We start from the raw sequence: 14,230 nt of genomic DNA on the forward strand, positions 1-14,230 counted from the left end.
TTATTTTCCGCTTAAACGTTAAGGCCGAACGATCGGGTTGCGGACGATTGCAATCTGCCCGCTGCGCTTATATACCCGCGGGACGCGGGCGTTCAGCATGCAGGTCACTTCGTAATGGATCGTACCGAGCTGGGCGGCCACTTCGTCCGCCGTAATGACGGCGTCGCCCTGACGGCCGATCAGCACGACCTCTTCCCCGCACCCGACGGGCGAATCCGGGCTGCCGGCATCGTCCAGGCCGATCATGCATTGATCCATGCAGATCGTGCCTCTAACCGGCACCTTCACCCCGCGGACGAGCGCATGGGCTTTGCCGGTAAGCATCCGGCTGAAGCCGTCCGCGTATCCGATCGGCAGCGTCCCGATCCGCTCTCCGTCCTTCGCGAAATATCGCGTGCCGTAGCTGATGCCCCAGCCTTCCGGCACGTTCTTGACCATGACGGTTTCGGTTTTCAGCGACAAAACGGGCTCCAGCGCGATTCGCGTTCGGTTCACTTCCTCCGAAGGGTACAAGCCGTACATGCCGATGCCGATTCGCACCATGCCGCACGCCCACTCCGGGGTATCGATGCCCGCCGCGCTGTTCGCCGCATGGATAAGCGGCAGGCGGACGCCGCGGCTCTCCAAATGCTTGACGACTTCGCCGAAGCGGCGGTATTGAAGCTCCGTATAGCTTTTGTCCGCCTCGTCCGCGCGGGCGTAATGCGTGAACATGCCTTCAAGCTCAAGGCCCGGCACCCGCATCGCACGGCCGATGAAGGCGGCCGCTTCGCCGGCGCCGAGCAGGCCAAGACGGCCCATCCCGGTGTCGACCTTGATATGGGCCTTCAGCCGCTTTCCTTCCGCATGCGGCGGAAGAGCTTCGATCGCCTCCAATATATCTTCCCTAAACAATGTTATCGTAATGTCAAGATCCCGCGCGAGCTCAAGCCCGTCCGCGGGCACGAAGCCGAGAACGAGAATAGGCGCCCGGATTCCGGCGCCTCTAAGCTGGAGCGCTTCGTCCAGGAAAGCGACGCCGAGATAGTCGATGCCGAACGCTTCCGCTTCCTTGGCGATTTCGACCGCGCCGTGCCCGTAGGCGTTGGCCTTGACGGAAGCAAGCATGCGCGTCTCCTTCGGCAATGCCCGGCGGTACGCCTCCAGGTTGCTTCTTAACGCATCAAGCGATATTTCGGCCCGCGTGGGGCGATAATACGATTCCAACCTCTCGTCACCTTCTCCTTCTTATGGCAGCCAATCCATTCCGATCTGCAAACACCAATAGCTTTAATGTTAAACGCTACGGCATAGGCTGTCAATGAATTGGCCGCCCGTCGGAGCTAGCACCTGCTGGAAAAAAAGGAGGCTTAAGGTTTGCCGGCTTCTCCCTGCACCGACTGCGCGATCTTGATCATTTCGGATTCGGGCAGCGTTTCGCTCGTAAGCCGGAACAAATTACCTTCGTATGTCCACGTGAGCGTTCGCTGATCCATTCCGCTAATCTGACCCAGCGTAAAACCGAGCTCGACAGGAGTGCCCGAATCGACAGTCGCGGCGACGTCTTTCGGCTGCGTCTGAATGAGCGTATAGTCGTAATCGCCCGTATACATCGTCATGACGCCCGGATTGCCGCCGTAAACGATATCGACCATATCTTTTTGCTCGACGTTGTCCGGCGTATATTCCGGCAGCATCGGCACGAATACGACCGCCGCCTCGTCGCCGGCGTCCGCCGCCGTATCCTCCGCGGCATCCTTGGACGGATCTTCCGCCGAAGCGTCCGACGAACGGTCGCCTTCCGGCTTCGCGGAAGCGTCGGTTTCCTCTTCCGTCTGCGCGTTCGGCTTGTCTTCCTCCGCCGCCGGGCTTGCGGAAGGCGCGTCGGACGTACCGCTCTCCGGAGAAGCGGACGACTTCATGTTCGCTTCCGTATCGAAATCGCTGCTGTCGAACTTGGCGCCGAAGTCAAACTTGTCGAAATTGACTTCTACCATCAGGGCCGCGTTCGTATCGCTCACTTCAACGTGAACCGGACGATAGTCGGACTTGTTCAGCCAAATTTTTTGGCGGGCGAAGGACCCGACGTTATAGTTGGCCATGACGTCGAACACGTAGGCGTCTTGCTTCTCGTCGATCGTAAATTGGCGCGAATTGTCCACGAGGATGCTCTGGGCAAGCGTTTGGTACAAATAAACCTGGCCGGAGCTTTGCGGCCAATCGCTTTGGAAGCGGAACACTTTGTTAAGTCGCGGCGTCAGCACGAACACGCCTTCGTCGTTGCGGAGTACGATCTGGGTAATGTCCTTCTCCGCGTTAGTCAGTTTAATGCGGTAATACGTCGGTTTCAAATACGAAACCTCGACGTTATAGGTGAGCGGCTGCGTGCCGGTATGCAGCTTCATCGTTCCGCTCGCCTGATAGCTTTCCATGCTGTTGACGACCTTGTCCAGCTCCTTCACGACAGAGTCGGCGTCCTTGCTTCCGCATGCGGCGAGAATAAGCGATAAAGCGAGTATAAATGCCGCGGTCCATGTGATGCGACGCATGAGTAATCATCCCCTCTTGTACAATGTTTTTTCAACTTGTACATGTCTATGAGGGGACTTGGCCATTTATGCGGACTGGCATCGGCTTGACCGGTTAAAATTACGGGCCCGAATACGGACAAGCCTACCGCTTCTATTCTCCGCTCTGCCGAGGCAACGCGTTTCCGTTTTAAATACAGCTTTAGTAGGTCTTTGGTAACATTTTGGAAACATTTTCATTTGGAAATGAATAGGCGAAAAGCACCGTTTCAGCGAAAAAAATCCGTAACGGCTAACGTTTCAAGTTGTTTCCACCGATAGTCCGTAAAGGAAATATTTCCATAAATCATTCACAGCATTGAAAAGGGAGAGGTTTGGATTGAAAAAGTTAATTGCATGCATGGCGGGGCTCATCCTTATTGTATCGGCCGGATGTTCGCAGAACGGCGCGGAAAAGGCGCCCGCTGCCGCCGAATCGGCTTCGCCGCAGGCGGAAGAAGCAAGCGCTTCGGCTCCGGCTGCCGCCGAATCGGCTTCGCCGCAAGCAGAGGTAACAAGCGCTTCGGCTCCGGCTGCCGCCGAATCGGCTTCGCCGCAAGCGGAGGAAGCAAGCGCTTCGGCTCCGGCTGCGGAAGAAACGGACAAGCAAGCGGAAGCCATCGCTTCCCTGAAAGAAAAAGCGGCGTTGAAAAAAACGAATATCATGTCCGATAAAGCCGTCATTCTCGTACCGGAATCGTTCGCCTTGATGAGCGAGGAGATGAAAGCAGTCAAATACCCGAGCGGCAACCCGCCTCAGGAAGTGTACACGAATGAAGACGGCACGATTAACGTCGCGGCCAGCGACACGGGGACCGAAATGACGCAAGAGGATCTGGAAGCTTTCACGGCGCAGATGAAAACGACGATCGAACCTACCGCCGCCGAATGGTATGAGGATGGCGTAATCGAGCTGGAAGGCCGCAAGGCCGGCCATATTTCCTTCCTGTCCGAAGGAGCCGACGGCAGCCAAATTTACAACCATATGGTGTATACGACGATTGACGACCAATTGGCCATTGTCAGCTTCAACTGTCTAAAGGAACAGATGGACGAATGGCAAACCGTCGGAGATACGATCGTGGAAACGGTTCTCGTTCGCTAATTCCGGTTCATAGGCGCAAAACAGAAAAAACCGACTTGCGGCCCGCGCAAGTCGGTTTTTTCTTTGACGTTAGACGAAATCCATCTTAGCCGTTGGAAGCTTTTTTCATCAAACGCTTCAATTCCTCTTCCACCCGTTCGCTGCGGACGGCGGACGCCGACGGAGCGCCTCCGGCAGTCGGCTTCGCCAATTCGCGCGCCGCTTCCCACTCCATGATCTTCTGCTCGATACGCTCGAAGCCTTTAACCGCCGAGCTGCCGTGCAGCGCATCCGGCGCCTGCGAGCCGGGAACGAATGCCGCCTTGCTCGCACGAGCGGCCAGCTCCGTCCGTTTCTCCTGCAGCCGCGTCCGCTCTTCCTTGAGCGAATCCGCCCGCTGCGACAGCTCAAGCGCCGCTTGCTTCGCCAGCTCGATCAGCTTTGCGCTTTCCTCGGCCTGCTGCTCGTACAGCAGCTTCGCTTCCAGAGCGGTGCGCGCTTCCGCTTCGCGGTTCTCCGCCGCGGCTTGCAGCGCCTTCTCTTCGTAATAATGCGCCTGCCGGCTTTGCTCCTCCCGCTTCGCTTCCAAATACCGCGCCTGGGCCTGCTGCCGGGCGGCGCCTTGCTCCGCTTGGGCGATTTCCTCCTCCAAGTCCCTTAAGTACTGGTTCATCATCATAACCGGGTTTTCCATCTTGTCCAACATTTCGTTGGCGGCAGCCTTCGTCATCGTCACTACGCGTTTCAATATGCTCATTCTAGTATCTCTCCTCTTTTTGAGTTATGGCCTTGCACAAGCTTTAATTCCAGTCACCGGCGTACGGCGCTTTCGGCACGAACAGCGACAACAGGAAGTAAGCAAGCAGCACCGTTCCGAAGCTGAAGAACATCAGGAGGACGACCATGATCCGCACGATGTTGGAATCGATACCCAGCCATTGCCCGATTCCTCCGCATAAACCCGTAATTTTGCTGTCATCCATCGACCTGAACAATTTTTTCATTTTTTCATCGTCCCTTTCGAGTACTAATCTATGACTTCATTGTAGTATGGACGGCGAGCCGCCGTAACGGTCCGCGGTCCATGAAACGTACTGGCCTTTAGGCGAGGAAAGGTTCGGGCTGACGACGGGGATGCGCTCATGAAAGCGCTAATCTAAATTTTTTGTTGCTATTTTCTTTGGAAGATGATACCTTCAGAACTACAGAACCAAATTGGATTTTTGGTCATTTTTTCGAAAAGCGGGGTTGAAATGCAAGACAAAAAAGCAAAAATTATCGAGGCCTGCAAACGGTCGTTCGCCCTGTACGGCTACAAGGGAACGACGATCGGGCAGGTTGCCAGGCTGGCCGGCATCGGCAAAGGAACGGTATATCTTTATTTCGAATCGAAGGAAGATATTTTGCGGGAAATCGTCGGCCAGCTCGTCGGCGAAATGATCGCACTGGCGGAGCAGTCGTTGAAGTCGGGGACGACGCTGGCGGAAAAGCTGCATAACGCGCTTTTCAACTGCCTGATGTTCCGCAAGGAGCACGCGATGCTGGCGAAGCTGACGCAGGAAGCGTCGCAATTCGGCACGGAGCCGTCGGCCGGCGCCCTCGCCCAAATCGAAACCGGGCTGCTCAGCTATATCAGCTTGAAGCTGCAGAAAGGAATCGAAACCGGACTCATTCGCCCGGTCGAGACGGAGGTCACTTCTTATGCGCTGCTTAAGCTGTACGTCGCGCTTGTCATCGATTGGGAAAACCATGGCCCGAGGCTGACGAACGAGCAGTCGTCCGCGCTGCTTGAGCGGTATATTCTCCACGGGCTGGTCCCCCCGGCAACCGCGGACCCATCTATCCAGATCAAATAGAAAGAGGTTAGACGTCTATGAAATGGCAAAGATCCGTCGTGTATATCGTATTCGCCGCGCTGATCGCCTGCGGCGTGGTGCTCTTGAACACGAACCAGGCGTTCACGCAAAGCGCGGACAACCGCAATCATCCGACCGCTTCCATCGAAGCGGAGCAATACAGCGCAAGCTTTAAAGTCGGAGGGCGCATCGCCTCCCTGCTCGTCGAAGAAGGCAGCGCCGTCAAAAAAGGCGACGTGCTCGCCACCCTCCAAAGCGACGAGCTGCAAGCGAAGGTCGATCAAGCCGAAGCGGCGCTCTCCGGCATCGAAGGCCAGATCGAGCAGGCCGAAGCCGCCGTCTCCGCCGCTGAAGCGAAAAAAGGGCAAGGCGAGGATGCCGTCGGCCTGACCAAAGAGACGGTCGAGAAGCAAATCGCGCAGGCCGAAGCCGCCGTTGAAGCCGCCGAAGCCCAAGTGAGCGCCCTGAAGAGCGGCGCCCGCCCCGAAGAGAAGAAGCAGGCGGAAATTCAAAGAGACGCGGCGAAGGAAGCGTTCGAAATCGCCGAAAACTCGTACAATCAGCTGCAAGGACTGCTCAAGGAGGGGCTCGTCAGCCAAACCGAGGTCGACAAAGCGAAGCTGTCGTACCTGGACGCCAAAGCGAAATACGAAGCCGCGGAGCAGCAATACAAGCTCGTGCAGGAAGGCGCGCGGCAGGAAGAGATCGAAGCGGCCGAAGCGCAAGTGGCGCAAGCGAAAGCCGCTCTGGCGCTGGCCCAAGCGAACCGGCAGCAAGTCGCCATTAAGGAAGGCGACGTAGCCGCGGCCGATGCGGCGGTGACCCAGGCCGAAGGCGCGCTCAGCGCGGCAAAAGCCGGCAAGGCGCAAGCCGAAGCGGCCAAGAAGGAAGCCGAGACGTATCTCGGCTATACGAAGCTGGTCGCGACGGCCGACGGCGTCGTGCTCAGCCGTTCGGCCGAGCTGGGGGAAATCGTCGGCGCCGGTTACCCGGTGTTTACGATTGAGAAGTCGGCAGCGAAAAAAACGGCGAAGTTCTTTTTGCCGGAGACGGAAATCGCAGGGCTGAAGGTCGGCGACGAAGTAACCGTCAAGGTAAGCTCCACCGGCGAAATGGCGAAAGCCCAAGTGAAAACGATCGCCAAAGCCGCTTCGTACGCGACGCAGAAGGCGTCCCAGAACCAAGGCGATCTGGATATCGTATCGTTCGGGGTCAAGGTCGAATTCCTCGAGCTGCCGGAAACCGCCATCGCCGGCATGACGGTGGAGTGGTACGGCACAGCGGAATCGGGTGAGTGACATGAACATAAGAGAGGTTCTCGCCAACGAATGGCGGTACATTTTCAAGGATAAAAAGGTGTTTGCGATTCTGTTCCTGATCCCGGCCCTGTACACGCTGCTCTTCGGCTCGGTGTACAGCCACCATAAAGTGACGGACGTGGCGACCGTCCTGTTCGATCAGGATCAAAGCAAGCTCAGCCGGGAAATCGTTCAGGCGCTGGACGCAAGCCAATCGCTGCGCGTCGAGCGCGAAGTCTACAGCGAAGCGGACGTCAAGCGGGCCATCGACGAAGGCGAAGCGAAAGCCGGGGTCATCATTCCAAGCGGACTTGAGGCCAGCGTTAAAGCCGGAACCCCTTCGTCCGTCATGACGCTCATCGACGGCAGCAACATGATGATCGCCAATACGGTCGTCAAAGGCGCAAACGAGGTCATTTCGACGTTCAGCTACGGCGTCTCGACGCAAAAGCTGCTCATGAGCGGCCAGCAGGAGGACGAAATAACGGCGACGTTCTCGACGATTCCGTTCAGCTACCGCGTCCTGTACAACCCGACGTTCGACTACAGCGATTTTCTGGTCAACGGCATGGTCGGCGTCGCGCTGCAGCAGGTATTGTTTCTCGGCATCGGCCTTACCGTGTCGCGGGAGAAGGAGGCGGGAAGCTGGGAAAGCCTCGGAGCGTGGAAGCTTCAGCCGTGGCGCCTTGCGTTCGCAAAGACGTTCCCGTACTTCGTGATCGGCACGTTCAACACGATCGTCGCCGCGCTCCTGATGACCCGCATATTCGGCTTGTCTCTGCGCGGAAGCATCGGGGCGCTCGTGCTGCTGGCGCTGTTGTTCTCCTATGCCGTCGCCGGACTCGGCTACTTGGTCAGCCTGACGGCCAAGGACCGCGTAAGCGCGACCCAGAACGCAATGCTCATCGCCTTGCCGTCCTTCGTATTGTCCGGCTATTCCTGGCCGTTCGACGCGATGCCGGACGCCTTGGTGACGATCGGCCATATGCTGCCCCTTACCTACTTCCTGGAAGGAATCCGCGACGTTTATTTGAAAGGACACGGCTTGTCGGCCATCGTCCAAGACTGCGCCGCGCTTGGCATTATCGGCTCCGCTTCGTTCCTGGCGGCGTTTCTGTATACGCGGTTTCTTGCCTTCAGAGCCAAATCCGAAGCGTCGGGAGACATTCAGCCGGCAGCCGCCCAATCGCCGTCGAACCCGGTATCGATGTAAGGAAAGATTTATAGAAGAAAGGCTGGTATCATCCCATGAAAAAACCACTATCGAAGCTTTTCGGAAATGAACGGAAAAATAAAACAATCGCATTTGCGGCGGCAGCCGCTATTGTGCTGACTGGCGCCGGGCTGCCTGCGGGGGCGCAATACGCCGCGGCAAGCGCGGACGCCGCCCCGGCAACCGCATCCGAGCCGCTCGATCCGAGCTTCGTCGCCGGCGGCCAATTGGAGCAAGTATCCGAGCTCGATCTGGACACCGCATTGAGCCTCGCAACCGGCAATTCGACGAACCTGCTGCTGCTGCAGCTGAAATACGAGGCGCTCGATGCGAAGCAAAAAGACCTTTCTTCCCAAGCGGAGGATATGGAAACGACCGACACCGATCCGTATTTCCTGCCCGGCAGCCCCGGAGAGATCATGTCGAAATACGGCATTACCGGGGATAACCCGTCCGATCTGCTCTGGCTGGGTCCCGTCACCGAAAACAATAAAGTGACCAACCAGCTTATGGCCGGCATGGTAACGATGGCGGACGGCATGAACGAGCTGATCGCGTCGCAGCGCAATCAAGCCGAAGTCGCGGCCAAGCAAATGGAGAACGACAAGTGGAACACGGAGCTGGACCAAGCGGAAGCGAAAGAAGGCATCGCGCTGAAGATGACCGCTCAATACGCCCAGCTGCTGGCCCAGCGGCAGCAAATCGCTTTGGCCGAGGAATATTCGGCCGTTCTGGCGAGCGACCTTAGCCGAGCCCTCAAGCTGCAGGCCGCCGGTCTTGCGTCCGGGGACGACATCGACGATCTGAAGGAAGCTTCCGCCGCGCAGGATGAGCAGCTCCAAACGCTGCGGAACAATTATCTGCTTGGACTTGCCCAGCTTTCGTTCGACCTCGGCATCGCCTATAACCCGGACCTGGCGCTGAAGGACATCGAGTTCGAGGTGCCCGCCGCCGCTAAGCGGACCGATACCGAAACGCTGCTAGCCGCATCCTTCGAAATGAAGCGGCTGTACAACGACATCGCTCAAGCGGAGTGGGAACAGAAGCATACCTCGACCCAAAACAGCGCGGGCAGAAAATATTTGGCCGTTAACGTGGAAATCGCCCGCCAGCAAGCCGAGCAGGCGAAGGCGGATCTAAGCAAGCAAATCGACGCCGTTTATACGTCGGCCGACAACGCTTATCTGAACTACGCCTCCAAGGTTCGCTCCGGCAAGGAAGGGCTGGCCGAATATGAGAAGATGAAGCTTCGTTACAACGGCGGCTTCATCTCCAAGCACGATTTGACGAAATACGAGCTCCAGCTTAAGCAGAACGACACGGAGACCGCGGTCGCAAAGCTGCAGGCATTCGTCCAAACGAAGCAGGTCGAAGCGATGGAACGCGGCTTCATCCAGCTTAACTAGCCGAATCCGGACGGCATCGTACAGCCTCGGAATATTTTTTTGAAACGGAGCGGCACTTCCCTACGTATGATGAATGGGTCTTTGTGAAATATAAGCAAAGCGATAAAGATAGCATTTATACTAAGGCTTATATTTCTCGCCGAAACGAACCGTCCGTAGCGTTGGACGACTAAAGTCGTTTCAGCTTGGCCAAGGAAGGTTGTGCCTGCTCGTATGATTCGGCAATTTATCGATTTTTTAATGAGTTTTGGTCCTTGGGGCTTGTTTGTGCATGCAATGATCGACGCCATTATATTTCCCGTGCCCGCCTTATTTCTGCAAATTCCGCTTAGCCTGCTGAATCCGTCGTCGGCGCTTTGGCTCGCGACCGTCGGCTTTATCGGCTGTCTGCTCGGCACCCCGGTCGGCTACTGGATCGGCAAAACGCTTGGCGACAAAGTTCTTTATAAGTGGCTGAAAAAAAGCTGGGTCGATTCGGCAACGGGCATGTTTCAAAAAAACGGCGAAGCGGCCATTCTGATCGGCTCCTTTACGCCGATTCCGTTCAAAGTGTTTACGATTCTGTCAGGCGCGCTTCACTTCCCGCTCTGGCGGCTTATGCTGTACGCGGCGGTCGGGCGCGCGGCCAAGTTTTACGTCGTGGGGGCGTTATTTTACTTCTACGGACAGGCAGCCGAGCATATGGTCGGCGACGTCTCGAAGTATATGCTGCTCATCGGTGTTCCGCTTGTCGCCTTGTTCCTCTTCCTCCGCGCCCGATCGCGCAAGAAACGCGCGGCGAAAGAGGCGGAAGCGGCAGAAACGGCGGAAAGCATTCCCGCCTCCACAGGCGAAAGCGCTATGGAACAAGCGAAAACGACTCCGCTGCCCCTGTCAAAGGACGAACCGTTTCGGCAGGAAGCATAAGGCGGCAATAAGAGCAAATGAAAGAGAAAGCCCTCCGCTCCGGTCTGTTCTTCGCAGCCGGCGGAGGGCTTTCTATTGCTGCGGCCTTCGCCGGGGCGAAGGCCGTTGTTTTTGCGTTATTTCAGCATTCCTTTATAAATGCCCGGAACGGAGTCGGGAATCTCGATGGCTCCCGCCGTCTTCTGGTAGAAATCTTTAGGCCCCGCTCCGCCGATAATGGCGTAGCCGTAACCCTCGCGGCGCATAGCGTCAAGGCAGGCCAGCAGCAGCCCTTTGCCCGCGCCTTTGCCCCGCGCTTGCTCCCCGACGCCGGTCGGGCCGAAGAAGCCTCGGCAAGTGACGTCGTAACAGCCGAAGCCGATCAGCTCGCCTTTCTCCAAAGCGATAAAAGCGCTAACCGGAACCCGCGAGAACGCGACGTCGCATTCGCTGACCCAGCCTTCGCTGAAGTGCTCCCGCACCCATTCCAGCACCTTGTGCTTCTCGGGCGCGATCGGTCTCCTGATTTCAATATCGCTGTCCTGCAGTTGACGCATGAACGCCGAATGATCCGGCAGCTTGTAAAGCGGCACAAGCATATCGCTCATCTCGATCTCTCCTCGCGGCTTAAATTTCGTTCCCCTCAGCTTATTCGCCGCGAAAGCCCCGAAATCCTTGGGGCAATCCCGGCGATTCGTTAACCTTTGACGGAGCCGGATACCATGCCTCTCATTATCTGCTCCTGGAAAATAAGGTAGATGACGATTGTCGGAATAACCGCGACGGCCATTGCGCCCATCGTCAAGCTGTAATCGGTGCCGAAGCCGTCCGAGAACAGCGACAGGCTAAGCGGCAGCGTCTTCAGCTCCTGCGAGTTGATGAAGACGAGCGCAAAAGAAAAGTCGTTCCAAAACCGCAGGAAAGCCATAATCGTAACCGTCGCAAGGACGGGAAGGCAAAGCGGGGCAATTATTCTGCCGAAGATGCCCCACCAGCCGTTGCCGTCGATCATCGCCGCTTCTTCGATTTCGCGCGGAATGGAAGCCATGTAGGCCATCGTCAGAAAGATGGCGACCGGCAGCTCGAATGCCGCGTAAGGCAATATAAGCGACGCATACGTATCCAGCATGCCGATCTTGTTCATCGTAATAAAAAGCGGAACGAGCGTGCTGTGGATCGGAATAAGCATGCCGAGCAGGAAAATCCCCGTCACGATCGACTTAAAGCGGAACGTAAACCGGGAAAGCACGTACGCGGCCAGCGTGCCGAGCAAGAGCGTCAGCAGCACCGAGGATATCGTCACGACGGCCGAATTGAACATCGCTCTTCCCATCTGCCCAAGCTCCCAGGCTCTCGCGATGTTGTCCGCCTTCCACGCGGCCGGCAGCCCGTAAGGATTGTCGAAGAAGTCCCGGTTCGTCTTGAAGGCGCTAATAAAAAGCCAATAAAGCGGATAAAGCGTCAGCGCGGCGTACAGGAGCAGGAGCGTCTTCAGCCCGCCGGACAACCCTTTGCGCCATAACGGCTTGCCGGCGGTTTGCCGGAGCTTGAAAGCCCCGGCATCCGCCATCGTTTTGTTCATGCTCATGCGCGTCCTCCCCGTTTCGTAATCAACTGATTGATGCCGATGAGAACGGCGCTGATCACGATAATCATGGTCGAGACGGCCGAGCCGTAGCCGTACCGGTAAACGTCGAACGTATTATTGTACATATACGTAGCGAGCAGCTCGGTCGATTGCGCCGGCCCGCCGCCCGTCATGACGATGACGTGGTCGAACGCCTTCAGGCTGCCCGAGATGCAGAGCACGATCGTCACGACCACCGTGCTCCATATCATCGGAAGGGTGACGGAGAACAGCTTGCGGGCGCCGGTCGCCCCGTCAATCCTGGCCGCGTCGTGAATTTCCGGCGAAATGTTCTGCAGCGCGGCAATGAAAATAATCAAATACGGACCGATATTGCTCCAGTTGATCGGGATCGACACGGCGTACATGTTCACCTTCGGGTTCGACAGCCACGCTCTTGTCCACGATTCCAGCCCAAGCAGCTCCAGGGCCGCGTTCGCAAGGCCGAATTGCGGATGGTAAATATAACCCCAGATGAGGCCGATCACGACGGTCGACAGCACCATCGGCATGAACACGGCCGAACGGATAATCCGCGCGAACATCGTGTTGCGAAGCAGCAGCAGCGCCAGAAGGAGCGCGATCGGAACTTGCCCGGTAATCGAAGACGCCACAAGAATCAGGTTGTTTTTGAGCGCGCGCCAGAAGACGGGGTCGCGAAGCATTTCCTCATAGTTGGCAAGCCCGATAAATTTCGCCGCTCCAAGTCCTTTCCATTCGAAAAATCCGTAATACATCGACCAGAACAAAGGCACGATGACAAACGAGACAAACAAAAGCAAGGCCGGTAACAAAGCCAGGGCGATAAAGCTTTTGCTGCGTAATGCGGCAGGCATGGCGACCCTCCTTTTATTCTATCCGCGATTGTTGATGCGGCCGGCGGGATGCGTTATTCCGCTTTGGAACGGGCTTGCGCCTCTTGCAGCTTCTTCCCCACGGCCGCCGGATCGCCGCCCATCATAATTTCCTGAAGGCCGTTGTTGATCACCTCTGCCGCTTCGGCGGACAGATACGCGTCGTAAACCGGCGTAATGCCTACCGTCTGCGCCAGGTTAAACGCTTTGTAATACAAGGACGTCACTTTGGACTCGTCGACTTCCGCTTTATACATGATCATCGAGTTGCTTTCCGCAATCGCCTTCTGGGCGTCCGGTCCGCTAACCGCGTAAATCAGCTGCAGAGCCGCATCTTTGACCGCCCCTTCCGCTTTTGCGCTTAGCGCAAGACCCGCGCCGGCGCCGCCCGTGATCGTGTTCGCTTCGCCTTTGCCGTTCGGAATGCTCGGGAGAACCGTCACGTCGATCGGCTCCATCTGCTCTTCCGTGGCCGAAGCCGCCAGATTCGTCAGCGTCCATGCGCCGCTGATCATCATCGCCGCGTTGCCTTGAATGAAGTATTGCTCCGCTTGCGTATTGTCGATGCTGTTGGCCCCTTCCTGGAACGCTTTGGCGTCGGAAAGCTGCTTGAAATAACCCAGCGCTTCGACAAACTCCGGATCGGTGAAGCTTGCGCCGTCCTGCGCCGCCGCTTTCTTGAACCACTCCGTGCCCGTCACGCGGTCCGCAATCGAGCCGAGAATCGTCGATTGGGCTACCCACGGCGCCTTGTTGCCAAGCGCGATCGGCGTAATGCCGTTGTCGTTGAACGTCTTGATCGCCGCCATCAGCTCGTCCCAGGTCGCCGGCACCTTGACGTTATGTTTTTCGAACAGATCGCTGTTATAGTATAAGAACGATGTCGCCGACATGGCGAGCGGCGCGGAATAAAACTGCCCTTCCTCAAACTCGAACGGATCAAACGCGCCTTCCATGAAGTTGTTTTTCCACTCCGGATACTGCTCGCCGAGCTCCGTAATCGGCTGCAGCAAGCCCGCGTCGTAAAACTCTTGGGACTGGCTGCCGGCATAAACGAGGAATACGTCCGGCATTTCGTTCGCCGCGGCAACGGTGCTCAGCCGCTGGCGGTAGCCGTCGACCGGAATCGCCTGCGCGTCCAGCTCGATTTCCGGATGATCCTGCCCGAACTTCTCGATGATGTTCCGCACGGTCTTTGCACGCAAGTCGTCGCCGGCGAAATTATGCCAGACGGTCAGCTTTACTTTCTCTCCGCTTTGCTCCCCTCCGCTTCCTTCGCCGGCGTTCCCGCCGCCTCCGCCGCACGCGGCCAGCAGAACGGAAATCAACAGCAACGCGGACCCAAGCTTAAATAATCGTTTCATCTTCCGAATCCCCCCATGTCGGTTTTTTAAAAGTGGACCTCTGTCAAGATAGTAGACACAAATTTTATCGATTTACCGTATTAAAGTAGAATTTTCG

Annotated in this window: 14 protein-coding genes; 6 read left to right on the forward strand and 8 right to left on the reverse strand. The window is 57.1% G+C overall.

From position 1 onward, the window contains the following. Window positions 1–18 precede the first annotated feature (18 nt). A complete protein-coding gene (gene alr, locus ACFSW5_RS04370) occupies window positions 19–1,206 on the reverse strand; it encodes an alanine racemase (protein WP_379270188.1) in 1,188 nt (395 codons plus the stop codon). 143 nt (window positions 1,207–1,349) lie between these two features. Beyond that, complete coding sequence (locus ACFSW5_RS04375; RefSeq protein ID WP_379270189.1) at window positions 1,350–2,528, reverse strand: LolA family protein; 1,179 nt, start codon at window positions 2,526–2,528, stop codon at window positions 1,350–1,352. A 358-nt stretch (window positions 2,529–2,886) separates the two neighbouring features. Between ACFSW5_RS04375 and ACFSW5_RS04380 the strand changes: the two genes are divergently transcribed. After that, a complete protein-coding gene (locus ACFSW5_RS04380; RefSeq protein WP_379270190.1) occupies window positions 2,887–3,651 on the forward strand; it encodes a hypothetical protein in 765 nt (254 codons plus the stop codon). Window positions 3,652–3,736: 85 nt separating this feature from the next. Here ACFSW5_RS04380 and ACFSW5_RS04385 read toward each other — a convergent pair whose 3' ends face one another. Continuing rightward, a complete protein-coding gene (locus ACFSW5_RS04385; RefSeq protein ID WP_379270191.1) occupies window positions 3,737–4,387 on the reverse strand; it encodes a PspA/IM30 family protein in 651 nt (216 codons plus the stop codon). Between the two features lie 43 nt (window positions 4,388–4,430). Continuing rightward, window positions 4,431–4,634, reverse strand: a complete 204-nt coding sequence (locus ACFSW5_RS04390; protein ID WP_379270192.1) for a PspC domain-containing protein — start codon at window positions 4,632–4,634, stop codon at window positions 4,431–4,433. 249 nt (window positions 4,635–4,883) lie between these two features. Between ACFSW5_RS04390 and ACFSW5_RS04395 the strand changes: the two genes are divergently transcribed. The 5 genes from ACFSW5_RS04395 to ACFSW5_RS04415 all read left to right on the forward strand — a co-directional run bounded on the left by ACFSW5_RS04395 (window position 4,884) and on the right by ACFSW5_RS04415 (window position 10,309). Beyond that, complete coding sequence (locus tag ACFSW5_RS04395) at window positions 4,884–5,486, forward strand: TetR/AcrR family transcriptional regulator (protein ID WP_379270193.1); 603 nt, start codon at window positions 4,884–4,886, stop codon at window positions 5,484–5,486. A 17-nt stretch (window positions 5,487–5,503) separates the two neighbouring features. Next, window positions 5,504–6,784 (forward strand): HlyD family secretion protein, encoded by a 1,281-nt coding sequence (locus ACFSW5_RS04400; protein ID WP_379270194.1) that lies wholly within the window; start codon window positions 5,504–5,506, stop codon window positions 6,782–6,784. A gap of 1 nt (window position 6,785) precedes the next feature. Continuing rightward, complete coding sequence (locus tag ACFSW5_RS04405; RefSeq protein WP_379270195.1) at window positions 6,786–7,997, forward strand: ABC transporter permease; 1,212 nt, start codon at window positions 6,786–6,788, stop codon at window positions 7,995–7,997. A gap of 35 nt (window positions 7,998–8,032) precedes the next feature. Then, entirely contained in the window at window positions 8,033–9,403 is a 1,371-nt protein-coding gene (locus tag ACFSW5_RS04410) for a TolC family protein (protein ID WP_379270196.1), read from the forward strand. Window positions 9,404–9,616: 213 nt separating this feature from the next. Continuing rightward, complete coding sequence (locus tag ACFSW5_RS04415) at window positions 9,617–10,309, forward strand: YqaA family protein (protein WP_379270197.1); 693 nt, start codon at window positions 9,617–9,619, stop codon at window positions 10,307–10,309. A gap of 116 nt (window positions 10,310–10,425) precedes the next feature. On the opposite strand, the gene ACFSW5_RS04420 is transcribed toward ACFSW5_RS04415, so the two are convergent. The 4 genes from ACFSW5_RS04420 to ACFSW5_RS04435 form a co-directional block, all read right to left on the reverse strand. After that, on the reverse strand, window positions 10,426–10,896 hold the full coding sequence (locus ACFSW5_RS04420; protein WP_379270198.1) for a GNAT family N-acetyltransferase: 471 nt from the start codon (window positions 10,894–10,896) through the stop codon (window positions 10,426–10,428). Between the two features lie 89 nt (window positions 10,897–10,985). After that, window positions 10,986–11,870: a carbohydrate ABC transporter permease gene (locus ACFSW5_RS04425; protein WP_379270202.1), complete on the reverse strand. Its 885-nt coding sequence runs from the start codon at window positions 11,868–11,870 to the stop codon at window positions 10,986–10,988. Window positions 11,871–11,872: 2 nt separating this feature from the next. Further along, on the reverse strand, window positions 11,873–12,751 hold the full coding sequence (locus tag ACFSW5_RS04430) for a carbohydrate ABC transporter permease (protein ID WP_379270199.1): 879 nt from the start codon (window positions 12,749–12,751) through the stop codon (window positions 11,873–11,875). Window positions 12,752–12,804: 53 nt separating this feature from the next. Further along, window positions 12,805–14,133, reverse strand: a complete 1,329-nt coding sequence (locus ACFSW5_RS04435) for an extracellular solute-binding protein (RefSeq protein ID WP_379270200.1) — start codon at window positions 14,131–14,133, stop codon at window positions 12,805–12,807. Window positions 14,134–14,230: the final 97 nt, after the last annotated feature.

Origin of the sequence: Paenibacillus thailandensis (genome assembly GCF_042685365.1) — a bacterium.
Taxonomy (GTDB): domain Bacteria; phylum Bacillota; class Bacilli; order Paenibacillales; family Paenibacillaceae; genus Paenibacillus_AP; species Paenibacillus_AP thailandensis.